The organism is Pseudomonas syringae KCTC 12500 (assembly GCF_000507185.2).
Lineage (GTDB): Bacteria > Pseudomonadota > Gammaproteobacteria > Pseudomonadales > Pseudomonadaceae > Aquipseudomonas > Aquipseudomonas syringae.
In genome coordinates this window covers 2698782-2724804 of record NZ_AYTM02000002.1, presented here as the reverse complement: position 1 = coordinate 2724804, position 26023 = coordinate 2698782, and the positions used below count along the sequence as shown (strand labels likewise).

General features: G+C 57.4%; 18 protein-coding genes. 16 read left to right on the top strand and 2 right to left on the bottom strand.

Annotated elements, in window-relative coordinates; all coding sequences use genetic code 11:
- Positions 1-41 precede the first annotated feature (41 nt).
- The 3 genes from fdhD to V476_RS12450 all read left to right on the top strand — a co-directional run bounded on the left by fdhD (position 42) and on the right by V476_RS12450 (position 3855).
- Positions 42-878, top strand: coding sequence for a formate dehydrogenase accessory sulfurtransferase FdhD (gene fdhD / locus V476_RS12460; RefSeq protein ID WP_003420321.1), 837 nt, complete (start codon positions 42-44; stop codon positions 876-878).
- On the top strand, positions 875-3211 hold the full coding sequence (locus tag V476_RS12455) for an FdhF/YdeP family oxidoreductase (protein WP_003413652.1): 2337 nt from the start codon (positions 875-877) through the stop codon (positions 3209-3211). The genes fdhD and V476_RS12455 overlap by 4 nt, the downstream gene beginning before the upstream one ends.
- 209 nt (positions 3212-3420) lie before the next feature.
- Entirely contained in the window at positions 3421-3855 is a 435-nt protein-coding gene (locus V476_RS12450; protein ID WP_024959085.1) for a glycine zipper domain-containing protein, read from the top strand.
- A gap of 133 nt (positions 3856-3988) precedes the next feature.
- Here V476_RS12450 and V476_RS12445 read toward each other — a convergent pair whose 3' ends face one another.
- Entirely contained in the window at positions 3989-5923 is a 1935-nt protein-coding gene (locus V476_RS12445) for a RecQ family ATP-dependent DNA helicase (RefSeq protein WP_024959084.1), read from the bottom strand.
- Positions 5924-6069: 146 nt separating this feature from the next.
- Between V476_RS12445 and V476_RS12440 the strand changes: the two genes are divergently transcribed.
- Together V476_RS12440 and V476_RS28180 are read left to right on the top strand one after the other, a co-directional pair.
- Entirely contained in the window at positions 6070-6891 is an 822-nt protein-coding gene (locus V476_RS12440) for a hypothetical protein (RefSeq protein ID WP_024959083.1), read from the top strand.
- Positions 6892-6951: 60 nt separating this feature from the next.
- Complete coding sequence (locus V476_RS28180; protein WP_154232053.1) at positions 6952-7230, top strand: hypothetical protein; 279 nt, start codon at positions 6952-6954, stop codon at positions 7228-7230.
- Between the two features lie 290 nt (positions 7231-7520).
- Here V476_RS28180 and V476_RS12435 read toward each other — a convergent pair whose 3' ends face one another.
- A complete protein-coding gene (locus tag V476_RS12435) occupies positions 7521-9692 on the bottom strand; it encodes a M48 family metallopeptidase (protein WP_024959082.1) in 2172 nt (723 codons plus the stop codon).
- A gap of 695 nt (positions 9693-10387) precedes the next feature.
- On the opposite strand from V476_RS12435, the gene V476_RS12430 reads away from it, so the two are divergent.
- From V476_RS12430 to V476_RS12380, 11 genes are all read left to right on the top strand, one after another.
- The gene (locus V476_RS12430; RefSeq protein WP_002551426.1) at positions 10388-11137 is read left to right on the top strand and encodes a hypothetical protein; all 750 of its coding nucleotides are present in this window, start codon (positions 10388-10390) and stop codon (positions 11135-11137) included.
- A 69-nt stretch (positions 11138-11206) separates the two neighbouring features.
- A complete protein-coding gene (gene tssB / locus V476_RS12425; RefSeq protein WP_005734097.1) occupies positions 11207-11740 on the top strand; it encodes a type VI secretion system contractile sheath small subunit in 534 nt (177 codons plus the stop codon).
- 14 nt (positions 11741-11754) lie between these two features.
- Positions 11755-13257 (top strand): type VI secretion system contractile sheath large subunit, encoded by a 1503-nt coding sequence (tssC, locus tag V476_RS12420; RefSeq protein WP_010406272.1) that lies wholly within the window; start codon positions 11755-11757, stop codon positions 13255-13257.
- A gap of 31 nt (positions 13258-13288) precedes the next feature.
- On the top strand, positions 13289-13771 hold the full coding sequence (gene tssE, locus V476_RS12415) for a type VI secretion system baseplate subunit TssE (protein ID WP_010406269.1): 483 nt from the start codon (positions 13289-13291) through the stop codon (positions 13769-13771).
- Entirely contained in the window at positions 13771-15603 is a 1833-nt protein-coding gene (tssF, locus tag V476_RS12410; protein ID WP_024684250.1) for a type VI secretion system baseplate subunit TssF, read from the top strand. The genes tssE and tssF overlap by 1 nt, the downstream gene beginning before the upstream one ends.
- Complete coding sequence (tssG, locus tag V476_RS12405; RefSeq protein WP_024959081.1) at positions 15567-16637, top strand: type VI secretion system baseplate subunit TssG; 1071 nt, start codon at positions 15567-15569, stop codon at positions 16635-16637. The genes tssF and tssG overlap by 37 nt, the downstream gene beginning before the upstream one ends.
- A complete protein-coding gene (tssH, locus tag V476_RS12400) occupies positions 16634-19237 on the top strand; it encodes a type VI secretion system ATPase TssH (RefSeq protein WP_024959080.1) in 2604 nt (867 codons plus the stop codon). Before tssG ends, tssH begins: the two co-directional genes overlap by 4 nt.
- A 79-nt stretch (positions 19238-19316) precedes the next feature.
- Positions 19317-20027 (top strand): type VI secretion system lipoprotein TssJ, encoded by a 711-nt coding sequence (gene tssJ / locus V476_RS12395; protein WP_003372332.1) that lies wholly within the window; start codon positions 19317-19319, stop codon positions 20025-20027.
- Positions 20024-21367 carry a type VI secretion system baseplate subunit TssK gene (gene tssK, locus V476_RS12390; protein WP_003372334.1) on the top strand — a complete coding sequence of 448 codons (1344 nt, stop codon included), beginning with the start codon at positions 20024-20026 and terminating at the stop codon, positions 21365-21367. Before tssJ ends, tssK begins: the two co-directional genes overlap by 4 nt.
- Positions 21364-22077 carry a type IVB secretion system protein IcmH/DotU gene (icmH, locus tag V476_RS12385; RefSeq protein WP_010406254.1) on the top strand — a complete coding sequence of 238 codons (714 nt, stop codon included), beginning with the start codon at positions 21364-21366 and terminating at the stop codon, positions 22075-22077. Before tssK ends, icmH begins: the two co-directional genes overlap by 4 nt.
- A gap of 27 nt (positions 22078-22104) precedes the next feature.
- The gene (locus V476_RS12380; RefSeq protein ID WP_024959079.1) at positions 22105-25998 is read left to right on the top strand and encodes a type VI secretion protein IcmF/TssM N-terminal domain-containing protein; all 3894 of its coding nucleotides are present in this window, start codon (positions 22105-22107) and stop codon (positions 25996-25998) included.
- Positions 25999-26023: the final 25 nt, after the last annotated feature.

Genomic DNA, 26023 nt, shown 5'->3' with positions numbered 1-26023 from the left:
GGCCTAGTCTTGCAGATGTCATTCTGCCGGTATTTCAGCCCATGCCCGTTACGCGCAAGGTCAGCTCGGCGTCCTTTGCTACGCCAGCCCCCGAAGCAAGCCAGTCCTACAGCTACTCGAATCTCGAGGGCACGGCCTCTGCACGTAACGAACTTGCCGAAGAAGTGGCACTGGCGATTGCCTACAACGGCATCAGCCAGGCGGTCATGCTGGTCAGCCCGACCGATCTGGAAGACTTTATCGTCGGCTTCAGCCTGGGCAGCGGCATCATTGCCTCGCATGACGAAATCTACGACTTCAAACTCAGCGGTTGCGGCTCGGCGATGCAGGCCGAGGTCGAGATCGCCAGCCGCGCGTTCTGGGAACTCAAACAGCAGCGTCGGCAACTGGCAGGTACCAGCGGCTGCGGACTGTGTGGCGTTGAAGCCGTCGAGCAAGCATTGCCTGATCTGAAGGCCCTGCCCGGCGCGCCCCTGCCACCGATCGAGTGGCTGGAAGGCCTGCGTCAGCGCATCGGCGAGTTTCAGCCGCTTGGCCGCCATTGCGGCGCTGTGCACGCGGCGGTGTTCATGGACGGCAACGGCCAGTTGCTGCTGGGCCGTGAAGACATCGGCCGCCACAACGCGCTGGACAAACTGATCGGCGCCTTGATCCGCCAGGACATCCCCCTGGCCGGCGGCGTCGCCATCGTGACCAGCCGCTGCAGCCTGGAACTGATTCAGAAAGTATTGCGCGCCGGCATCCAGACGCTGGTCAGCCTGTCGTCGCCCACCGGCCTGGCCCTGCAATGGGCCCGCCGTCATAACCTCAATTTAATTCACCTGCCGCAGCACAGTGCGCCGCGGGTCTATAGCCCTGCGATGGAGATTCAAGCGTGAGCACTCATCATCAAGCCGACAAGACACCAACCCCTCGCTACAAGCCGTACAAAGGTGCGGCAGGCGGATGGGGCGCACTGATCAGCGTGACGCAACACTGGCTGGGCAGTGACAACGCGCTGAAGAACCTGCGCATGATGCTCAAGACCAACCAGAACGGCGGTTTCGACTGCCCGGGCTGCGCCTGGGGTGATTCGCCGGAAAGCGGCATGGTCAAGTTCTGCGAGAACGGCGCCAAGGCGGTGAACTGGGAAGCGACCAAGCGCCGTGTCGACCCGGCTTTCTTCGCCCGTTACAGCGTCAGCTCGTTGATGGAGCAGAGCGATTACTGGCTCGAGTATCAGGGCCGTCTGACCGAGCCGATGACTTATGACGCGGAAACCGACCGTTACAAGCCGATCAGCTGGGACAACGCGTTTGCGCTGATCGCCAAGCACCTGAAGAACCTGCCCAGCCCGAACATGGCCGAGTTCTACACCTCGGGTCGCGCCAGCAACGAAGCGGCATACCTGTATCAGCTGTTCGTGCGCGCCTACGGCACCAACAACTTCCCGGACTGCTCGAACATGTGCCACGAGGCCAGCGGCGTAGCGCTGTCACAAAGCGTCGGCGTCGGCAAGGGCACCGTGACCTTCGAGGATTTCGAACACGCCGATGCCATCTTCGTCCTCGGTCAGAACCCCGGCACCAATCACCCGCGCATGCTCGAGCCTTTGCGTGAAGCGGTCCAGCGCGGTGCCCAGGTAGTGTGCGTGAACCCGCTCAAAGAGCGTGGCCTGGAGCGCTTCCAGCATCCGCAACACCCGGTCGAGATGCTCACCAACGGCGACCGCCCGACCAACACCGCCTACTTCCGCCCCGCCCTGGGTGGCGACATGGCGCTGTTGCGCGGCATGGCCAAGTTCCTGCTGCAATGGGAGCGCGAGGCGCAGGCCAACAACGCCCCTTCGGTGTTCGATCACGCGTTCCTCAACGAACACACCGAAGGCGTACTCGAATACCTGGCCGCCATCGATGACACGTCCTGGGACGCCATCGTCGAGCAGTCCGGCCTGCCGCTGAGCGACATCGAACAATCGGCACGCATGTACGCCAAAGGCAAGAACGTGATCATGTGCTGGGCGATGGGGATTACCCAGCACCGCCACTCGGTGCCGACCATCCAGGAAATCGCCAACCTGATGCTGCTGCGCGGCAACATCGGTCGTCCGGGTGCCGGTCTGTGCCCGGTGCGCGGTCACAGTAACGTGCAGGGTGACCGCACCATGGGCATCAACGAGCGCCCACCGGTGTTCCTGCTCGATGCTCTGGAAAAACGCTTCCAGTTCAAAGTACCGCGCGAAAATGGTCACAACGTCGTCGAAGCCATTCACGCCATGGCCGAAGGTCGCGCCAAGGTGTTCATCGCGCTGGGCGGCAACTTCGCTCAAGCCACCCCGGACAGCCATCGCACTGCCGAAGCCCTGAGCAATTGCGACCTGACCGTACAGATCAGCACCAAGCTGAACCGCAGCCACCTGTTCCACGGCAAGGACGCGCTGATCCTGCCGTGCTTCGGCCGTACCGACATCGATATCCAGGCCAACGGCCCGCAAGCGGTCACCGTGGAAGATTCGTTCAGCATGGTTCACGCTTCCAACGGTCAGTTGAAGCCGTCGTCGAAGCAAATGCGTTCCGAGCCTGCGATCATCGCCGGTATCGCCAACGCAACGCTGGGCAAGGCGCCTGTGGACTGGTTGTGGCTGGTCGAGGACTACAACCGTATTCGTGACCTGATCGCCGACACCATCCCCGGCTTCAAGGATTTCAACGAGCGCGTCAAGCACCCGGGCGGCTTCTACCTGGGTAACGCTGCTGGCGCACGTCGTTGGAACACTGCGTCGACCCGCGCCAACTTCAAGTCCAACGCGCTGCCGTTGACTCTGATCAATGAACACGTCAGCTCGACCGGGCAGATCCCGGACCTGATCATGCAGTCGATGCGCTCGCACGATCAGTACAACACCACCATCTATGGCCTGGACGACCGTTATCGCGGCGTTAAAGGTCAGCGTGACGTGCTGTTCGTCAACGAAGCCGACATCATCCGTCTGGGCTTCCAGCCGGGGCAGAAGGCAGACCTGATTTCGATCTGGAGTGATAACCGCGAGCGCCGCGTCAAAGGCTTCACGTTGTTGCCGTTCGATATCCCGGCCGGTCAGGCTGCCGCCTACTACCCAGAGGTCAACCCGCTGGTGCCGCTGGAAAGCGTGGGTGATGGCAGCAGCACGCCGACATCGAAGTTCGTTGCCATTCGCCTCGAGCGCTCGGCAGAGTCGGCACGCATCCTCTGACGTCCCTGAAAGACGCCCACAAAAAAGGCCCGCTTCACTGGAAGCGGGCCTTTTGCAAGTAACCTGAGACTGTCTTTTTCGACTTAAGTTCCTTAGCCAAAACAATAACTTAGCAGTTTGTGTGGCAATCGTGTTACTCGTCGGAATTGCATTGCTACATTCTTCACTTGACACCAAGATCGCGGCGTCATCCCTATGAGATTCCATACATGAAGTATTCCTCGATACTGTTGTTGTCTCTTACCTTGATCGGCGGTGCAGCGTCTGCAGGCAACCTCGAGTCAGGCGTAGGCGGAGCATTGGGTGGGGTACTCGGTTCGGTCGTCGGCCAGCAGGTCGGCGGCAGCACTGGTTCAGCAATTGGCGCGGGTGTCGGCGGCGCAGCCGGTGGCGCTGTAGGCGCAGATCGTCGCAACCGTACAGAAGCAGCCATTGGCGGCGGTCTGGGCGCAGCGGGCGGTAACGTGCTGGGTCGCAGCGTCGGCGGCAATACCGGCAGCCTGGTCGGCTCGGCGGTAGGTGGCGGCGGCGGTGCTGCACTCGGCAACTACATGGGCAACGAAAGCCGCAGCGACGATCGTCGTTATCGTGGTGGCCGTGACCATGGCCATCGCCCGAAGCACCATCGTCGTCATCGTGACTGATACCACCGTCAGTCGCTGAAGCATAAAAACCGGCCGCTCTTGAGCGGCCGGTTTTCATTTTGTCTGTCGCAACGCAGGCTCTGGACTGGATGCAGAGCATCGCCACCCTGGTCAGATCACTTTGTGCGCGTAGTCAGTTACCAGCCATGGCCTGCACCCACGTCCTGACCTGTGCGTACGGATAATCCTCCAACACGGCAAACCCGGCAGTGGCGCGGGCTTTGAGCTTGGTGAACAGCGGCACGCTGATACCGCATAGAAAACGCGTCAGGCAGTCGGCGCTGGGCCGCTGGCCGGTGTAGTCCTGGTGCTTGTGGATAAACTCGCTGCACAGCTGCTGAAAGTCCCGATTCGCCAATGGCTCCAACGCGGGTGGCTCGGGCAGGTGGGCGACTTCACCGAGGCATACCGAGCAATGCCCACAGCGCTCAGGCGCATTGTGATCACCGAAGTACCGCGCCAGCCGATGGGTCAGGCACTGGTCACTGGCGAACACGTCCAGCATGGTGTGAATGCGCGCAACTTCAGTGGCTTCGTGATGAGCGAAATAATCGTGCAATTCGACGCTTAGGGCCTGTGCATCAAAGTCGCTGCGCAACAGGCTGTAGACCTCGGTCATCTGTTTGCTTTCAAGCTCGATCCAGCCTTTTTCCTGAAAGTAATCCAGCGCCTTGACCACTCGCCCGCGCTCGGCGCCGTATTGCTGGTACATCGCCTCGAAATCGACGGTGGCCCAGGTGCGTGCCCGGTTTGAGGTGTCGATCAGGGCCTGAACGAACTCGCGTCGCTCCCCTTCGAAACGCGCCATCAGGTCTTGCGGCTGAAGCAGAAACTTGAAGCGGTACTCGGCAAAATATGCGTAACGCGGCGCAATGATCCCGCGCAGCTCCAGTTGCACCAGCAGGGTCTTCAACGGCAATTGACGAATATTGCTGAGGTCGGCGAGCGGCCCCAACAGAAATTCCCACTGCCCGTCATGACGCGCCCCGAGCAGGTCTTCCAGCACACGGGCAATCCCCTCGCGCTCCGGCGTATCGCCGTACACGAAGTTTTCCAGCACGTTGAGGCTGTCGCGGTTGGCCAGCACCAGACAATCCGAAGCAGCACCATCACGCCCTGCCCGACCGATTTCCTGGCTGTAGTTCTCGATGGATTTGGGCAGGTCGAAATGCACCACGTTGCGGATATCGCTCTTGTCGATGCCCATCCCGAACGCGATGGTTGCCACGATGCAGTTCAAATGGCCGCCCATGAACTGCTTCTGGATCGACTCGCGCTGATCGTTGGGCAGCCCGGCATGGTAGGCGCTGGCGGGCAGGCCATGCTGTTCCAGGTGCGCGGCGATATGTTCGGCTGTCTTTTGCAGGGTCACGTAAACGATGGTCGGTTGCCCGCGACGCTCGTTGAGCCACTCCACCAGCCGGCGTCGTTTGTCTCGTCCGCTGACCGGCTTGACCCACAGGTGCAGGTTGGCGCGGTAGAAACCGGTGGTGATGACATCCTCGGGGGCGATGGCGAATTTGTCCTGCATGTCGATGATGACTTGCGGGGTCGCCGTGGCGGTCAGCAGCAATGTCTGAGGAATGTTGAATTCGCGCTGGTAGTCCGGCAACTTCAGGTAGTCGGGGCGGAAGTTATGTCCCCACTCCGAGATGCAGTGCGCTTCGTCGACCACCAGCAGGGAAATCGGTACTTGAGCGATGAAATTGCGGAAGCGCTCGTTCTTCAGGCGCTCGACCGAGATCATCAGAATCTTCAGCTCGCCGGAACGTGCGCGCGCCATCACGTCAGCGATCTCGTCGCGGCTCTGCGCCGAATCAATGCTCGCCGCCGAAATGCCATGGCGGTGCAGGAAGGCAAGCTGATCCTGAATCAGCGCCAGCAACGGCGACACCACCAGCGTCAAATGCGGCAACATCAGGGCAGGCAATTGGTAACATAGCGACTTGCCCGAGCCAGTCGGAAAGATCGCCGCAGCCGAGCGTCCGGCCAGTACCGCACTGATGGCAGCCTCCTGCCCCGGCCGGAACTGTGTGTAGCCGAATACCTGTTCGAGACGCTGGTGCATTCGCGGTCCATCCATCAGTCAAAAAACGGCCTCAACCTTAACGCGCCAGGCCGGATGCACATAGCACCAAAGCGTTGCAGAAACTCTACCCACCGGCCGATATCATTGTAATATCACACCAGAATATCGCTTGATCAGGAGCAGGAATGGATTCCCTACAGCAACCCGAGGACGACGGGATCATCCGCATTCAGCGCCTCGTGCCCGGTCAGGTCGATGTGGTGCTGGGCTCGCATCCACGCCGCAAGCGCGTCGATGCGCCTCGCCGCTCACGCCCTTATGGCATGTGGCTGGCGTGCCTTATTGCTGCAGCCTGCGTGGCCGGACTGATCACCTCACACGCGAAAGCTCCCAAGCCGCTGGCAGAACCGCCTGTTGTGCAGTCTATACCTGAAACCCGGACAGTCGAGGCCGAGGCGCAACCCGTAGCCGCCGCCGATCCTGCGCCCGCACACATTCGAAAAACCGCAGAGCTTGTGCCGATCGCGGCCACTGTAGCGCCGCCCGCCCCTGTGCAGCCCTTGGATGACTGCATGAAAAAAGGCAACGTCATCGATGAGGCGGTGGCGAACTGTCGATTCGGCCAGGCTCCACGCCCCGCTCAGTCAGAACCGGCAACAGGCATGGTGTCTGCCGACTACATGGCCGATTTCAAGGCCAATGCTTCACGCAACTCTGCGCGTTCTTCCAGGCCTTACAGCTTAGCGACGGCCTCCATCCGCGAAGCGGACGGCAGAAACCGCTACCGCGCGCAGTGGCGGGTGTACGGCAACACGATCGATGGCGACAGCGTCTGCGAAAACTTCGCTATTCGTTCATTCGAACGGCGCGAGTGTCGCAAGGCGGCAGCGGTCAATTTCAGAGAAGAGTGCCGTGAGTGGACCAAACGTGCGGCCAGAAACCGCGACCAGGACAGTAAAAACGCCCAACAGCGCTATTGTGAAGTGACCGCGAATTTCTCACCCTGAAAACGAGCCTGCAACCCTCTGGCACAGCAGTTTCACCGGTTTTTTCTACGTTCCCGATGCATGGCCGTGCACCTGAGAATCCGCAAAAACGGACACATGTATAGCCAAAGGCTTACACGCAATGAAGCGAATGGCTATTTTGCACCTGCCGTCAGAGCCGTAGTATTGGATCCAACAACTGGCGAACAAGGAGTTCGCCAGGATCAGGGACGATCGACCATCGCCGGGAAGGCAGCCGACAGGGAGTTGGAATGGTCTTGGTACAAACCCGCTTCGGCGGGTTTTTTATTGCCTGCGATTTTTGCCGTCAGCGCCATACCGCCTCAAGATTTTTCCTGACGCCAGATTTCCCGCTCTTCAAAGGGCCGTTCGAAGCTGAGCCCGCGAGGTATAGCGAAAGGCTTACACGCGCTGGAGGAACTTGGCTATTTCCGGCCGGACTCGCGCTCCGTAGTATTGGATCCATCAAGGGGTGAACAGGAGTTCACTCGGATCAAGGATGATCGACCATCGCCTCGGAGGCGTCCGACAGGAAGTCGGGATGGTCTTGGGAAAACCCGCTTCGGCGGGTTTTTTGTTGCCTGCAGGAAAGCTGCGCGCCTTACGCTGCCCCGTTCACAGCCATCCGCTTAGCGCTTGTCCTGCTCGAAGCGCTCTTGCAGCAAGTGTCGTGCATTACCCGCATTGACGTAATCCGCAATCAACTCACCAAGCTCGTCTGGCTTGAGCTTTTTGCCGTCGCGGCTGAACCGCGCCAGCGCCAGGAGTACCCGGCGTTTTTTCCTGAACACCTTTGCGTTCGGTGCAGAGAACGAGCGTGAGACTCGCTCGGGCAAAGGCGCATCGTCTTGCAGATGCAGGGTCAGAAACGTGCCATAGGCTACATTCAGCTCAAAATCAGCGATGTGCTGGATCGGGACGGGGGACTTCAGGTTTGCGAAGACAAAGTGATCGGGCGTGAGCAGCAGAGCGGTCTTGTCAGCACGCAGACACATGCGCAGCGCAAATGGCAGCAGCACCAGCATGAACGCCGTCAAGATACCGCCCGCTATCAGCATAGAGTTGCGCTTCTCGGCCAGCCCTTGGGGAAATGACAGCGCTTCGGCTATCAGATAAATACCCAGCCCCAGCAGAGGGGCGAGGCATAGGGTTAGCAACAGCCCCCGCAGGCGAGCGCCCTCATGCAGAACGACATCACCGCTTACCGTTTTCGCGCGGGCACGCAGTTCGGTCACCACCTCAGCATCATTTGCGACATGATGCTTGATGAAGTCCTCGGTCAGACGAATGCGCAGTGCCTGGGGATTGCTGAAGTAATGGTCCATCGCCGCGCGGGCCTGGGCCGCCACTACCGGCCGGGTGCCGCTGCGGATCGCCTCGTCGGCAGCAACCTGCAGCGCGGCGATACGTTCGCCGTTTGAAGGGTGCGTATCCGAGGGGTGCGGCAGCTGGACGGCCATTTCTTCGTCAGGCAGCGTGAATGTCTTGCCGGCCAGTTCGTGCAGCACGCTGTTCGGCAGATCCTTGGTGAACACCTCCCCGCGCCTTGGGTTGGTGGCCCGCGTGATGTGCGTGTAGATCCGCTCCTGCAAAAGCGGATCAATGGCCGAGATGCGCACCAGCGCCGAGGCCGCCGACGCGTTGCCAGCCAGGCTCGCCCCCGCGGCATCGGCGGCCAGCTCGCGCACGCGGCTCCAGTGATTGACCGCGTGATCGAAGCTTTCCATGAAATACACGCCCAGCATGAACGCCGGACGCAGAATGGTGCGCTGCAGCCACCCGCTGACCATCATGTTTTCAGCGATCACCCCCAGGCTGCGACCGATGCCGTCGTAGATCGGCAGAAAGCGCAGGCTGTACTCGGTGTCCTCACCGGCAAAATGCGACAGTTCATGACCAATCACTGCGCTGGTTTCAGCCGCATCGATCAGCCCCAGGTACAGGATGGGCACATGCAGAGTTCGACCCTTGAGCACGGCGTCGGACGGCAGAAGGGAAACGTCGCTGGAGGTGACGTAGAAGCCTTCGGTCATGCCCAGCACGATGTGATCAGGTGACAGCGCGCCGAGCCGTTCGGCAAGATCGCGCACATAGGCCCAGAGCACCGGGGCCTCTTCAGGCGTGACCTGCTGCCCCAGAACCTCCATCGCGGTGGGCTCGAACATGTGCAGCATGACGCCCAGTTGCTTGCCCATCCGCCAGATCGAATACAGGCATGCAGCGACCAGCATCAGCACGACGATGATCAACTTGAGCTCGCCCGCGGACATGCGCCCCACATGCCACAGGCCCAGGGCTTCGAAACAGAGGATTGCCGACACCGCCGCGCCCATGGCGACGATGTGCCCCACCAGGACGAAGGGCAGAATCCGCCTGACCCTGCTGAAGGTGTGCAGCAATCGCTCGCGGGATTGACGTGCACGCGCGGCGGCCCAGTTGAGCCCTGCCAGCCCGATGCCGCCGACCAGAGCAGCCAGCAGGCACAGCGCGATGACGGCGCGTGCCAGCCATGTGGTGACACTGCCCAGCACCACTACGAAGTCGAGACCCTGTTCTGCCTCATGAAGACGCGACAGCGCCTCCTTGAGGGTGATGTTTTCTCCGTCTATATCCATCGTTCGCGTGAGGGCGTCGGGCGACCTGGCGAGCCTTTCGAAATAGGGACGTGCGTGCGCAAGGTCGGCCTGGATCTCGACCAGGCGCTCAGTGTTTTCGACACTGCGCTGCAACTGCCACGCACCGATGAGGTTCAGGCCCAAAGGGAGCAGGATGAGTACAGCAATAAGCTTGTAGATTTTCATGAGGCAAGGCTCATAGAGGTGCGTCGCCGGCTGTCCTTAGCGCGCACAAGGTCCGTCAGGTAAAACGCCTCTGGCGTCTGCGTGCATGCGCCCTACCGTTGCTCAAGTACAAGCGTGAGGGCGCTGGCGGCGTTATACCCTGATTTGCAAACTGATGTAACAAAGCTGCCCGCCTGACCTGCGTCGACCCACCTGAATCCGTCCGCCTGAGCGCTCGCAGTGCCATCACTCCTCATCAAAGAAAAATCGCCTGATAAGGCGAGTCTGTACATTTACCCGCTTCAGAAACCTGAAAACCTGCAAATAAGTTCATCTTTCTAAGCTTAATTTACGCCCGTTATCGGATCCAAATACACCCGCAAAGCCCTTTAAAATCAATACTTACAGCTATATTAAGGGTACAATCAAATACAGTGATGGCTCATAGGCATCATTGCTTACTGTAACGAAACCGAGAAAATATCTACCGTCTGTAGGAACTTTCCTACTAAAAATAGTGCCATAGACCACACTGCTGGCTAGACGACATCTATATGCCAGCACGAACTCCTCCCTCATTGTGGCGGTGTGTCTCGCAGTGACACACATGGCAAAACCACTTCATGAGCAGGTGTGCAGTCGAGAAATTCGCAACTTTTCCCCGTCCCCGGCCTGATCCGGGAAACGGTCGTGAAGGGTTCAAGGACGATGTACCGATGACTCAGACGTTCGATATAGAAGCATTGATCAAGCTGCGCAAGCAGACGCGCGCTATCTCCGACGCGCTCAAGGTGCAGGCGTCCGACTATCTGTCGACCCTCGCGCTGTTGATACGCCCGCAGACATTCTTCGGTGAATACCTGCAGGGCGCGCAGCGCAGCAGCGGCCGCGAGACTCAGCACCATTTCAAAGAGCTCAAGGAGCTCTATGACCGCATTGCTTCGGCAGAGCCGTTCAAGCTGGTCAATGAACTGGAAGTGCCCCTGAACCTGATCAGCACGACACCCGAGCTGTTCCCGCTCGAATACGACATGGTGTTGTCACAAAGCGGGCAGACCATTCGCATCACCAGTCCGGTGCGTTGGGTGGTGGGCTTCAACTCGTTCGATCTGGCGCAGTTTCGCAAGGTCATCAAAGACCCGAATCGCAGCAGCGCCGAGCTGTATCGTTATGTAGTGCATTATCTGGTGCTGTTCTACTGCCTGAGCAAGTCGCCGGGCATGAGCCGCCTGTTCGAAGGGCTGCGCTTCCCGGTCAGTTTCGAGCGATTGAAAGACTTCGGCGACCTGCCGTTCTGTGTGATCAGCTCGCCAGTGCGCTCAGAATTACCGGATGAATCGGTGATTCGCAACAGCACGCAGATCGCAGGCAATACCAGTTTCGAAGAATTGGTCGGACACGAAAACATTCTGGAAATGAACGATGAAATCCGTCAGCGTCTGCTGCTGACGATTGAAGGACTCTAATCGCGCCCGGCCCGCCACAGGCCCGGTACGCAAACGACTTGCAGCGAGTTGCTCGCACAGGAGATGACGATGGCGAAGAAGGAAAGTACCCAGCACAAACTTGACCGCGTTCGCGCGCCTCGGGTCCACATCACTTACGACGTGGAGATTGGCGATGCTCAGGAAAAGAAAGAGCTGCCATTCGTTGTGGGCGTTATGGGCGATTTCTCCGGCAACCCGCTGGAGCCGCTGCCCAAGCTCAAGGATCGCAAGTTCATCTTCATCGACCGCGACAATTTCAACGGCGTCCTGAAAGGCATCAAGCCGCGCCTGGCGTATCGCGTCGACAACACCCTGGCAAAAGACGGCACCCAACTCGGTGTCGAGCTGAACTTCAATGCGCTGGAAGACTTCGAGCCGCAGAACGTTGTGCGTCAGGTCGAGCCGCTCCGCAAGCTGCTGGAAGTGCGTAACAAGCTGGCTGACCTGCGTAACAAGATGGGTGGCAACGACAAGCTTGAAGAGCTGCTGATGGACGTGTTGCAGAACACTGAAAAGCTGAAAACCCTGGGCAAGGAATTCGGCCGTGAAGCCGCCGTCCCCGCCACCGACAGCAAAGAGTAAGGAGGAGCCTGACGATGACCGATAAGCAACCCGTGACTCAGCAGGACAGCGCTCTGGTTGAAGTTGAAAACTTCGCCCCGCAATCTTCCTTGCTCGACAGCATCATTTCCGAAAGCCGCGTTGCACGCTCCGAAACCGAGCGCACCCGTACCCGCGATCTGATCGGCGAACTGGTGGCCCAGGTACTTGAAGGCGAGATGACGCCAAGCAAGGACCTGATTGCCGTGCTCGACGCGCGCATCGCCGAGATCGATTCGATGCTCTCCGAGCAAATGAACGAAATCATGCACGCCCGTGAGTTCCAGCAACTGGAAGCGTCCTGGCGCGGCCTGAAATATCAGGTTGACCAGACCGAGACCAGCACCACGCTGAAGATTCACCTGCTCAACGCGTCGAAAAAAGACCTCGTGCGTGACCTCAAGGCGTCGTCCGAATTCGACCAGAGCGCACTGTTCAAGAAGATCTACGAAGAAGAGTACGGCACCTTCGGTGGCGCGCCGTTCGGCATGCTGCTGGGTGACTACGAGTTCAACCGCAGCCCGGAAGACATGTACCTGCTGGAAGAGATCTCCCACGTGGCAGCCGCCGCCCACGCGCCGTTCATTTCGGCTGCATCGGCCGAGCTGTTCGGCTGGGACTCGTTCACCGACATGGCCGGCCCTCGCGACCTGGCGAAGATCTTCGACACCGTCGAATACGCCAAGTGGAAGTCGTTCCGCGCCTCTGAAGACTCCCGCTACGTCGGCCTGACTCTGCCGCACGTGCTGGGTCGTCTGCCGTATGGCCCGGATACCACGCCTGTCGAAGAATTCAACTTCGTCGAAAGCGTCGATGGCCGTGACCACAACAAATACCTGTGGATGAACGCTGCCTACGCGCTGGGCACCCGCGTGACCGATGCGTTTTCCCGCTACGGCTGGTGCGTGGCGATCCGTGGTGTGGAAGGCGGTGGTCTGGTCGAAGGCCTGCCGACGCACACCTTCAAGACCGATGACGGTGAAATCGCGCTCAAATGCCCGACTGAAATCGCCATCACCGACCGTCGCGAAAAAGAGCTCTCGGACCTCGGTTTCATTCCGCTGGTGCACTGCAAAGGTACCGACTACGCCGCGTTCTTCGGCACCCAGTCGACCCAGAAGCAGAAGCAGTACAACACCGATATTGCCAACGCCAACGCGCGTCTGTCGGCGCAACTGCAATACATCTTCGCGACCTCGCGTATCGCTCACTACATGAAAGCGATCATGCGCGACAAGATCGGCAGTTTTGCATCGCGTAAGGATGTCGAGTCGTTCCTCAACGAATGGCTGTCCGACTACGTCCTGCTTGATGACACCGCGAGCCAGGAAGCGAAAGCCAAGTTTCCACTTCGTGAGGCAAGCGTAGAGGTTGTTGAAGTGCCAGGTAAACCAGGCGCTTATAAAGCGGTTGCTTTCCTGCGCCCGCACTATCAGCTGGATGAACTGACAGCATCCCTACGCCTCGTGGCAGAGCTGCCTCAGTCGACGCGCAGCTGACCTACTTCATCAGCCAGGGAGGCATAGTTGAATGAGTCGTTCTCCTCAATTAGTACCTACGCTACTTGATCGCCTGCTTGATGATGCTCCTCATCAAGCGAGCGAGGCGGTTTCCAAACGCCTCTGCTCGTTAGGCGAATACAAGGCCAGCCTGATCAGAGATCTCGAGACACTGGTTAATACACGTCAGTGCCTCGTTGCATCGAGACTCGATGACTATCCGGAGTTGGCGGGAACGATTCTTGAATATGGCATGCCCGACTTTACCAGCAAAGGCGTGCTCAACCCTGAAGACCGACGCCTTATACAGGCTCAACTGGAGCGCGCTATCACAGTCGGTGACCCACGTTTTCGCGCTGTAAAAGTGCAATTGCTTAACCAGCAGATTGGTCACCGCATGCTTACTTTTCGGGTTGACGCAGTGCTGCATCTTCAGGATGCGACGCGTCAGGTTTCCTTCGACGCGGTGTTGCAAGTCAATACCCAGGAATACAAAGTGCAGAACCTCAATTGATTCTCGACGATCTGCTACCTTATTACGAAAAGGAGCTCTCGCACCTGCGCTTTCTTGGGCAGGAGTTTGCGCGTGAGTACCCGAAAATTGCGTCGCGGTTACTCATCGAAGGTGACAACTGCGAGGATCCCCATGCCGAGCGCTTGATTGAGGGCTTCTCGTTTCTGGCGGCTCGCATACACAAGAAGCTTGATGACGAGTTTCCCGAAATTGTCGAAGCCTTTCTTGAAGTACTTTACCCACACTACCTACGCCCGACGCCCGCGTTATCCATCGCGGAATTCAGTAGTGGGACAACCTCTACGCTGACTGCCTGCTACACCATCGAGCGGCATACGGAGATAAGTTCCAAGACCGTAGAGGGCGTGGCTTGCAAGTTCAGAACCTGCTACCCGGTTGACCTGTGGCCTATCGCGGTGCGCGATGCATCGTTTGTCGAACTGGAACGCTCTGCTTTCAATGGGCACAGTGCGGATCTGGTGGCCTGCCTGAAAATTGGCCTGACCGCCACTACCCATCTCCATTTCGGCCAACTGGACATTGAGACCCTGCGCTTTTTCCTCGACGGCGAAAGCACGCTGATGCTGCAATTGTACGAGCTGCTATTCAACAATTTGGCCAAGGCCACTGTGAGTTTTACAGAACAGGGAAAACGCCGGGAAATCGGTTTGCCACAAGGTGCGTTGAAAGCGGTTGGTTTTGAGCGCGATGAAGGCCTGGTGGATTACTCGGAGCGCTCGTTTCTCGGGTACAGGCTGCTGCACGACTACTTTACGTTTCCGGACAAATTCATGTTCGTCGATATTGGAGGGCTCAAGAGAAGCCTGGCTGATCGAGACCTCAAAGATATCGAGATCAACTTCTATTTTGCCCATTACGAAATGGGCGATCGGCTTGCGCGGCTTGCACAAAATCTGGGGCGCAATAATTTCAAACTCGGCTGCACCCCGATTATCAACCTGTTCAAACAACAGGCCGAGCCGGTCAAGCTTACTCATACACGGCACGAATACGCCGTTACCCCCGATGTCAGGCTGCAGGGACATGCAGAAGTAGTCTCCATCGACCGCGTACAGCGGGTCAAAAAAATAGCCGGTACTGACACCGTCAGCGAGTGCAACCCGTTTTTCGAGCCTAGAGGTGACCTGGGGCCAGACGCCTGCTATTGGATCGGCCGGCGACGCCCCTCCAGACACGGCAAGCAGGGCGGCACAGAAATGGTTATACGAGTCGTGGATCGCGAACTCGATCTGATCGACGCAGGTAGTGATTCGTTGAGCATATCCCTGACTTGCAGTAACCGGGACTTACCGCAGTTGCTCAGTTACGGAGGCAGCCAGAGCGACTTCATATTTGAAAATGATGGTGTGGTCGACGGTATCCGGCTATTGCGCAAACCTACAGTGACAGCGCGCGTGCCCTTGGGCGACGGCTTGATCTGGCGGCTGATTTCTCACTTGTCCCTGAACCACATGTCGCTGGTGTCACAGGGCAAGGAAGTGCTTCAGGAAATGCTGAGCCTCTACAACTATCGACGCGGACTGGCAGTTAGAAAGCAAATCAGCGGAATCCTGTCGATCAAGAGTGAGGCTGTTGTCGTGCGTATCGGCCACCCCCGTCCTAACTTCGTGCGTGGGGTAGGCATCACCCTGGAACTAGACGAAAGCCAATACATCGGCAGCGGCGTATTTCTGTTCGGCAAAGTCCTTGATCACTTTTTCGGACAGTACTGCACCGTCAACAGTTTTACCCAACTTACCCTTCGTACCCGCCAGCGGGAAAAGAGAATTGTGCAATGGCCACCCAGAACGGGCGATCAACCTCTGGTCTGATCGATCAGGCACGCGCAGAGCCTTACCGGTTTGAGTTTTTCCAACTGGTCAGGTTGCTGCGTCTGCATTACAGCAGAGCAGGACGTATTGATCCCGAAGCGCGCCCGCATGAGGACCCGCTGCGTTTTCGTACTCAGCTGTCGCTGAACTTTCCCGTGAGCGAAGTCAGCGATCTCAAATTCGAGCGCTTCGAGGATTCGACTGCTGCTGAACAGGCATTGACCGAAGTGCAGGTAACGTTTATGGGGTTGATAGGGCCCTCAGGAGTACTGCCCCGTCCTTACACTGAAATGCTCATGAACCGGCATATTCAGCAGAGGGACGATGGTGCCCATGCGTTTCTGGATGTGTTCTCTCATCGCATGATCGCTCTCTTCTATCAGTCATGGCAGAAATACAAGTTTCACATCGAACATGAGCGCAAGGGTTCATCGGATTTTGAGCGCTATATGCTCAATCTGGTGGGTTTTGGCAAGCAAAGCCAGAAGCGAAAATTTGGCGCGAGCGGCTCACCTGTTCGACAGGAGTTATTCACCTACTTCTCGGGATTGTTCACCCAGCGGCCTCGTAATCCGCACAACCTGGAAGTGATGTTGAGCTTCTACTTCGGTCAACCCTTTTCACTACGCCCCTTTGCCGGACGCTGGCTGAAACTTGAACCGGAGCAGTGCTCGCAACTGGGACGTACCAATGCAACGCTCGGTGAAAGCGCGGTGGCTGGCAATCGCGTATGGGACTACCAATCCTGCGTGCGTATCGACATCGGTCCGTTGGACCTCGCTGAATACAAGCGTTTTCAACCAGGTAATGACGACTATAGAAAACTGGTTGATGTGGTGCGTTTCTATCTCGGTCCCACCCTTGACTTTGAACTTGCTCCGCAGCTCAAGCCAGAGGCGATCCCTCTGGCGCGTCTAGGCCGTAACACCAACACAGCGCTGGGCTGGCTTGGCTGGCTAAAACGGCCTGGCGAGAAAGTAAATCCGTCACGTTGCGCTGTTTTCCGTATTCCTTTTGATGGGGTCGCCCTGTGAACCTTAAGTCACTCTTTGCCAAGCTCAATGATACCTGCCGCAACGCAACCGAAAGCGCTGCTGCGCTATGCCTCGCGGAACGTCACTACGAAGTCGATATCGAGCATGTATTGCTGCAGCTTCTCGAAGGCGACGATAACGACCTGCTGCCGATCTTGCGTCATTACGATGTAGTGATGGAGCGTTTGCAGTCGCAGTTGGCGAGTGCCATGAGTGACTTCAAGACCGGAAATACTCGCACCCCCGCCCTGTCCCCGCACATAACCCAACTGATCGAGCGGGCCTGGGTATTGGCTTCGATCGAATATGGCCAAAGCCTTATCCGAAGCGGCTTTTTGCTACAGGCCTTGCTCGACGATAAAGAACTGCGTCGGGTCATAGCCGCGTCAGCTCCTGAACTGGAAAAGATCAATGTTGACGATTTGAAAGCCAATCTCGAGGACTTCATTTCAGCCAGCAGCGAGTCACAGCAAAGCGCTTCTTTGCCAGCCGGAAACGATACTCAACGACCGGCAACCAAGGGCAACGGCAAGACTCCTGCCCTGGATCAATATACTGTGGACCTTACCCGCAGCGCGCGGGAAGGACGTATTGATCCGGTACTGGGACGCGAATTCGAAGTGCGCCAGATGGTCGATATCCTCACCCGTCGGCGGCAGAACAATCCGATTTTGACGGGAGAAGCAGGTGTCGGTAAAACCGCAGTAGTTGAGGGCCTGGCATTGCGTATTGCTCTGGGCGATGTGCCAACGCCACTCAAGGATGTCGCTATTCATACACTCGATCTGGGCCTGCTGCAGGCAGGAGCCGGGATTAAGGGCGAATTCGAGAACCGTCTCAAATCGGTGATTGAAGAAACAAAGCGCAGCGTGCATCCAATCATTCTTTTTATCGATGAAGCCCATACGCTGATTGGCTCAGGTGGCCAGGCAGGACAGAACGATGCGGCCAACCTCCTCAAACCAGCCTTGGCGCGCGGCGAACTGCGGACTATTGCCGCCACTACGTGGGCCGAGTACAAAAAATACTTCGAGAAGGATGCTGCCCTCGCCCGCCGCTTTCAGGTAGTAAAAGTAGAGGAGCCGGAAGAAGATCAGGCAATCTACATGTTGCGTGGCCTCTTGGAAAAAATGCAGGAGCACCATCGGGTAGCGGTCATGGACGAAGCGCTCGTCATGGCTGTCCGCCTGTCCAATCGCTACATCACAGGCAGGCAATTGCCGGACAAGGCCGTCAGCGTACTGGATACCGCCTGCGCGCGTGTCGCTCTAGGCCAGACATCACAGCCCGGCATGCTGGAAGATTGCCGGCGCATGATCGACAACCTGCGCACTGAAATATCTCTGCTGGAAAAGGAACAGATCAAAGGCAGCGACCATCAGCGCCGACTTGCTCAACTCGGTGCAGAACTGACCGACGCCGAGAAACGCGAACAGGAACTGGTCACACAGTGGCAACGCGAATTGGAACTGGTCAAACAGTTGCACGAACTTAGCGAACAGACCACAGGGCAGGACCACCGCACCGAGCTTGCCGACCTACGGGCCGAGCTTGCAAAAGTTCAGGGTGAGCAGCCATTGGTGCATGCGCTGGTAGACGGGGCCACCATTGGTGAAGTGATCTCCGGCTGGACAGGCATCCCACTGGGCAAAATGTTGCGCGACGAGATTGATACCGTCCAGCGCTTACCTGCACTGCTGGCCGAACGCGTTCTTGGTCAGGACCATGCTCTGCACGAAATAGGCAAACGCATCAAGATTTCCCGTGCGCGCATGGAAGACCCCAATAAGCCAATCGGCGTATTTCTATTGCTTGGCCCAAGCGGTGTTGGCAAAACGGAAACCGCACTGGCATTGGCCGATACGCTGTACGGCGGTGAACGCAATGTCATCACGATCAATATGTCCGAGTATCAGGAAGCCCACACTGTCTCCAGTCTCAAGGGCTCACCGCCGGGCTACGTCGGATACGGCGAAGGCGGCGTACTGACTGAAGCTGTGCGTCGCAAACCCTACAGCGTCGTATTACTGGATGAAGTCGAAAAGGCCCATCCGGACGTGCTCGAACTGTTTTTCCAGGTATTCGACAAAGGCGTATTGGATGACGGCGAAGGACGCGAGATCAACTTCCGCAACACGGTGATTATCCTCACGTCCAATGTCGGCACCGAGCACATCATGCAGACGTGTCTCGGAGTCAGCGAGCTACCCGCCCCCGCCCAGATCGTCGAAGACCTGCGCGACCAGCTCAACAACGTGTTCAAACCTGCATTTCTCGGGCGCTTGAGTATTGTTCCGTATTACCCGGTACAGGACGCCGTGCTCGAGCGCATTGTCGGTCTGAAGCTAGCGCGTATCCGTGAGCGTTTCGAACGAAATCATCAGGCCTCTCTAGAGTTCAGCCCGGAGCTGGTGCCCACGATTGCCGCACGCTGCACGGAAGTCGACAGCGGAGCCCGGAACATCGACAACATCCTGTCCGGCACATTGATGCCTGAATTGGCAGAGCACGTGTTGGCACGTATGGCAGAAGACAAACCCGTCAATAGCATGAGCATCGGCCTTGATGAGGCCGGAGGCTTTTCGTACACCGTGGCGTAGACGACAACCGGAATCCGGATGAGATTCAGCGTCGCCCGAATTGCCGGGCGTCGATAGGAAGTGTTTCAGGAGCAGCAGAATGGGCAGGTATTTGGGTGTTTTGATTATGTTGCTAGGGCTGACCGCCTGCGGCATCACTGACCGTGTAGGCAAGCGAGTCGATGACACATGGGCAGGCGACATGCTGTTCAGCAGCGATGAAAAGATCGTTCTGACCGTGGACGGCGGCAACCAGTTGAACCCCAATACCTCCGGCATGCCTTTGTCCGTCGTGACCAGGGTTTATCAGTTGACCTCACTGGACAAGTTCAACAGCGCGGACTCAAACACGCTGCTGGACCACCCAGAACAAGTGCTCGGCAACACCGTGCTCGATACCCGCGAACTCGTGGTTTTGCCCGGGATGGGTCAGGTCCAGACCTGGCCACTCGCCAAGGAAGCACGGTACATCGCAGTAGCGGCCTTCTTTCGTGATGATAGCGGCGGCCGCTGGAAAATGGCATTCAATGCAGACGCGTTTCGCAAGGACGGGATTCTGTTTTCATCCGAGGGCGGCCGCGTGCTTTTGGACGTGAACCGCATCAGTGCCGAGCGAGGGCAAGATGTGCTGCAGATGCCCGAAGAACAAATCATCGCGCCATTACAGCCAGCCCAGCCAGAGCATACGGAGCCTGGGCTTATGGAGCGCATGCAGTCAAAGGCCGCCGAATCTGCAGAAGACGCTGCCAACAATTCTATTAAGAAGTCGCTGAGCAATACATTTGACTCAGCTCTGGAAGGTGCTAAATGAGTAAAAAGAGCCGTGTGATGTGGTCAGAGGGCATGTTCCTTCTACCACAGCACTTCCAGTATCAGGATGAGTTCCACCAGAACCAGCTGGCTCAGGCGACACTGCGCTCGTCACCATTTCATTGGGGCGTGCAGCTTCTGGAAGTGGATGAGCAAGCCTTGGTCAACGGAGTGCTGCAACTCAAGCGGCTACAGATGGTTTTCCCGGACGGCTCGCTCTTTGACGCACCGCAGCACGACCCTCTGCCTGCTGCGCGCGATTTGAAAGATGTGCAGCACGGTTCGGAGCTGAAAGTGTATGCGGCGTTGAAATTGGCTGAACCGTACAGTGCCAATTACCTGGACGAAGGAGAAGAGCGCAAAGGCGCACGTCGCTACCGTAAAGCATTTGATATGTTGCCTGATATCAATGAAGGCGAGCTGGAAAACGAAATTACCAGCCTGCGACTTAATGTGGTTCTGCTGATTGATGGTGATTCACTCGATGGCTACAGCTATTGCCCGCTGACCCTGCTTCAGCGCAACAACATTAACGGATTTAGCCTGGACACTCAGTTCATTCATCCTGCCCTGCACATCGGGTCGCATGAAACGTTGCTGAAAATTGCCCAGCGCCTGCTCGCACTTCTGCAGAGCAAGAGCGAAACACTGTCTGGCCGCCGCCGGGAAAGAGCTGACCAGATCGCTGAATTCGGGTCTAGCGATGTCAGCCTGTTCTGGCTGCTTTATACCGTCAATCGCGCGTATCCGGGTCTTGCTCACCTGCTTCAGCATCCGAGACTGCATCCAGAGCAGCTGTATCGCTTTCTGGCTGAGCTGGCGGGCAGTCTGCTGACATTTTCCCTGAGCGCACAGCTCAATGACATCCCTGCCTACGATCATCATGATCCCGCCACTTCGATGATAAAGCTCGACAGGCTGGTTCGCGAACTGCTCAACAGTGTTGTGCCCAACCAATATATTCCGATCAGCCTGGAACAGACTCGTACGTCCTATTTTGTGGGCCGTCTGAACGATCCACGCTTGAGTGAGGCTGACTTTTACATTGCGGTTCATGCAGACATGCCAGGTGCTCAGGTTCTTGAACTGGTACCACGTGCCTTCAAGGTCGGCTCGCCGGAAGACATTGAGGTAGTGGTTAATACGGCAATGCCGGGGGCGGCGCTCAGTCACTGTGTGCGAACCCCAAATGCCATTCCCGTTCGTCTGGACAACCAATACTTCTCGATCGAACCCCATGGCCGGGTCTACGAACGCATGATGAAAGCTAACGCCATCGCGTTCTATGTACCCAGCGCATTTAAAAATCTCAAGCTTGAACTGATGGCGGTGCTCAAATGAATGATGCCGTGATGCAAGGCGGCGTTACTGCCCCAGCGCAAACACTGACACTCAAGGATATGGTCAAGGACTTCATGACCATGGCGCTGATGATTCGTCGCGGAAGCAAGGTGCGCGACGTCTCAAGGCTGCGTGCCAGCGTCGACGAATTCTTTCCCGCGCTTGAGCGGGATGCGCGTCGTGCCAACTACAGCGTCGAACAAGTCAGGGATGCGCAATACGCGCTATGTGCGTTTCTGGATGAAAGCGTCTTGAATGCCGGGCAGAGTGAAATACGCAATCAGATTGAAGTTAATCCACTGCAATTTCAGTATTTTGGCGTGCATTTGGCTGGTCAGGGTTTCTTCGAGAAACTCGAAGCATTGCGTACTGACGTGAAACGCAACCTTGATGTCCTTGAGGTTTATCACCTGTGCCTGGCACTGGGCTTTGAAGGCAAATACAGCCTCGAGAAGAAAGATCAACTTCGTTACATCGCCAATACCCTGGGGCAGGACATCGCTCGTTACCGAACCCCGCGCAAAGCGCTTTCCCCAGATTGGGCACTGCCCGATCAAGTGTCTCAGATGTTCCGTTATGAAGTCCCCTTGTGGCTCTACCTGGTACTCATCGCACTGATATGCGGTGCCGTTTACCTGACCCTGGACTGGCTTCTGGGCAAAGAGGTGGCAGCACTGGCCGAACAGGTCCGTCAGCTGTTCGGCGTTTAATTCAGTTACGGATCCGGTCAGGAAGACATGAAAGCATTATTGCGTTGTTTGAAAAATTTCTGGTTTGCACTGGCACTCCTGTGGACAGTCGGTTTGCTCGCCTGCTGGCTGGCACTCCCGCGCTGGAATTTCACGCGGGAAAACATTTACGTGGCCATGGCGCTGATCAGTGCCTTCTGCCTGCTGCTTATTGTGCTGCGTCAGTACCGCAGAATTCGCGCCGAACAGAACATCGAAAGCCTGGTGCAACTGGAGGTAGACCGGTCGTTAGGGGCAGAGGGCGAGTTTCGTGACCAACACGTACTGCGCGAGCGCCTCAAACACGCTATATCGATGCTGCGCTCATCGCGCTCTGCGGGCGGCGGCGGAGCATCTGCGCTTTCTGATCTGCCATGGTATCTGGTCGTCGGCATGTCAGCATCGGGCAAGACCTCGCTACTGACACGCTCAGGTCTGTCAGCGACCATTGCCGGAGCTCAGGCGAGCGGCATGGACAGCGGGACTCAGCACTGCGACTGGTATTTCAGTCCTGACGCAGTCTTGATTGATACTGCGGGCCGCTACTTGCGCGATGACCAGTCAGCCAGCGAGTTCGCCTCGTTCCTAAAGCTACTGCGCAAGCAACGCGCCAAACCCGCCGTTAACGGGTTGATTCTGGTGGTGAGCCTGCCAGAGATTGTCTCTGCTACCTTGGCCGAACGCGAAGCCCTGGCTGCCCGTCTGGTTTCTCGTATTGATGAATACAGCGAGTGCCTGGGTATTAACCCTCCGCTTTATCTGATGCTCAGCAAGACAGATCTGCTGCCAGGCTTCAACCAAGCCTTCGACGGTATGGACACTGCACAACGCCAGCAGCCTCTGGGCATGACGTTCGCCTTGTCGGATGTGCGCGCCAAAGGCCTGCGCGCCGTCATGGAAACCAAGTTTGCCCATTTGCTGGAGAGCGTGCGACACCACGTGGATACTCAGCTGATTATCGGGGGCAAAACCGCCAGCGCCGAGCTGCTGCAATTTCCCAATTACTTTGCCGAACTGTCGACCGTTATCTCTGGTTTTCTTGACCAGTTTGAACGCTCAGCGCAAGGGCATACGCCTCCTATTGTGCGAGGCGTCTATTTCACCAGCGCCCTGCAGACAGATGAGCAGTTGCCACCTGTCTATGAGGATGCTCTTGGAGATTACTACGCGCTTGAACCCAAAGAGCATCCGATACACAGCGATATACGTAGAAAGATAGGCGACAAGAGCTACTTCATTACTGAGACATTTCGTCAGGTAGTGTTCCCGGATCGCAATCTGAGCCTTTACTACTCACGCCTGGGCCGCACACGATCCTTGACCCCTGCATTGATCGCGATAGCGGCTTTGGCAGGTATAGGCTTGATCGCGTGGGAGGCGGTTTCTTATAACAAAAACCGTGAAATGCTGGCGGGCATCGCAAGCGAACTGACACAGCTTGAGACTGCACCCGATCGGTCAGATCGGCTGCGCTCGGGACAGGCGATGGAAACATTGCGTGTTTACCTTAGCGAGTTCGAAGGATACGGCAATCACGGCGTACCCTTCGCGTTGGGCGCAGGCCTGTACAGCGGCGATGATCTGCTGATCCCGCTGCGTGAGGCGTACCTGCAGCAGCTACGTACCCAAGCGCTGGAGCCCATCGGCAAGTACTTGCAGGTGCAGCTGCGCGAGCTTAACCAGTTTGCTCAGACGGTGGATCGGAGCCCACTGGCGCCTACCGATAAACGTCGCTCGGCCAAGTCCCCGTTAAAAAAACCGGCAAAAACACCGAGCATCAGCGCGTTGAAAGCGACTGTCAGCCTTCCGCGTAACAGCGCAGATCTGACCGGACAGCTACGCTCGGGCGTCAACGAGGCAGGTGAAGCCGGGCGTCGCAGAACGCTGGATGCTCTTCGCGATAACGCCAAGTCCGAATCAACTACGGATCTTGCCGAAGACACCGCACTGACTGCCGGGTTGTCACTGTCGGAAGACAGCCTCAGCCGGCTGACAGAGCAACAAGTGTCTTCAGTGATCAAGGCTTACAGCGCACTTAAGCTGTACTTGATTCTGTCGCGTCCGGATGAACACCGCGATGCCGAATTCGTTGCTGATGAACTTCCTCAAGCCTGGGCACTGGCGGCGCAGGCCGAGGGCCAAGAGATCAGTCCAGCACTGATTGAAGCCAATACCGCGATGTACGTGCGCTACCTGCAACAAGGTACCGCGCCAGCGCTGCGACGTAATGAGCAACTGGTCAACGACACACGGCAGAGCCTGCGTTCCTTCATGATCGCCAGTTCTCTGGTTGATCGTGAGTATCTGCGCCTTCAGCTGGAGTCGAGCCGTCAGTTCCCGTCGCTTACGCTATCGGACATGGTGCCCGCAGCCGGACGTGATCAGTTATTTTCGGCGGAAGCAGTACCTGCCATTTACACCCGACAAGGTTGGGAAGAGTTTCTGCAGCCCGAACTGATCAAGTTGCTGTCAGGCAACCTGCGCAACGACAGTGACTGGGTACTCGATAGCGAGGGCAGCAATGGCATGGTTCAGAAAGCCAACTTCGTGCGTGAGCTGATGGCTCGCTACAAAGCCGACTACGCAGATGCCTGGTTCAGGATGCTCAGAGGCGTAGGTGTGCGTCATTTCACCGACATGGCCAATGCTACCGAGCGTTTATCAGTGCTTAGCGACGTGCAGAACTCTCCCGTCAAGAGTCTATTGCACGCCGTGAACCAGAACACGTCGTGGGACTTGCCCAAAGTCAACTCTGCGGCGTCTCCGAATAAAGCGGACGACGGGTTCTGGAGCGGCATCAAAGGCACCTTCAGTACCCAAAGCGAGCAAGCCGAAAGCCTGGTAGTGACATTGCCACGTGTCGACGATGGGAGTCTGGCAAAACGCTTCGAACCCGTCGCACGCCTGTTCGCAACGCAAAATGCAGAGGGCGCGGACAGCACGGTGATGGATCGATATCTGGCAGCGTTACGCAAGCTCAAAGTGCGTTTGACCAATATTCAGCGATCGCAGGATGTCGGCAAGAACAGCAAGCTATTGATCAGCGAAACACTGGAAGGACAGCCGTCCGAAGTTACACAGGTACGCAACTACATCGAGACCAGCGTCGATACCAGCGAAGGAGGCCTGTCGAACTCCTTGCAACGCCTGTTCAACTCGCCACTGCAGTTTGCCTGGGAAACACTTCGCGACCCGGCTGGCCAACAGATCGCAAAAGCATGGTCGCAGGATGTCGCCCGCCCCTGGAAACAGGTCATGGCTTACCGGTACCCCATTGTGGCTGGCAGTGAAAACGAGGCATCAGTCAAGGATTTGCAGCGTTTCGTCGATCCTGAAACAGGTTTGCTGCCCGCGTTCAAACGCAACGAAATCGGCAACCTCGCCGGCGGCGAAGGATTGGGCATGGGTACAGGCGGCAACGCTGCGCCTCTGGTCAATACACGCATGATTGACAGCATCGACAAGGCCAGCTCGGTAGGACAGGTCATCGCCAGTTTGTCTGATCGTGAAAACGGCTTCGAAATCATGCTGGAGCCATCGGCTCGTTACACGGACATCATTTTCACGCTCGACGGACAGGAACAGCATTATCGAAACGGTCGTACCAGTTGGAACCGGTTCTCCTGGCCGGGTACCTCCAACGCACCGGGGGCACGTCTGGATGTAGTGACTCTGGAAGGCCAACGCATCACTGTTTTCGACTACCCGGGCCGTTGGGGCTTGCTGAAGATGAACGACAGTGCTCGCGTCACCGATCTGGACACGGTTCAGCAACGTTTCAGCTGGCAGTCGGCCGCCGGGCCGGTAAGCCTGGTCGTTCGTAACTATGGCGGCGTCAAAATGACTGACCTGGCACAGGTCAAATCATTGAGCGTGCTTAACGACCCTGGGCAGAAAAACTGATTATGGCAAGCCATCACAGAGGGGG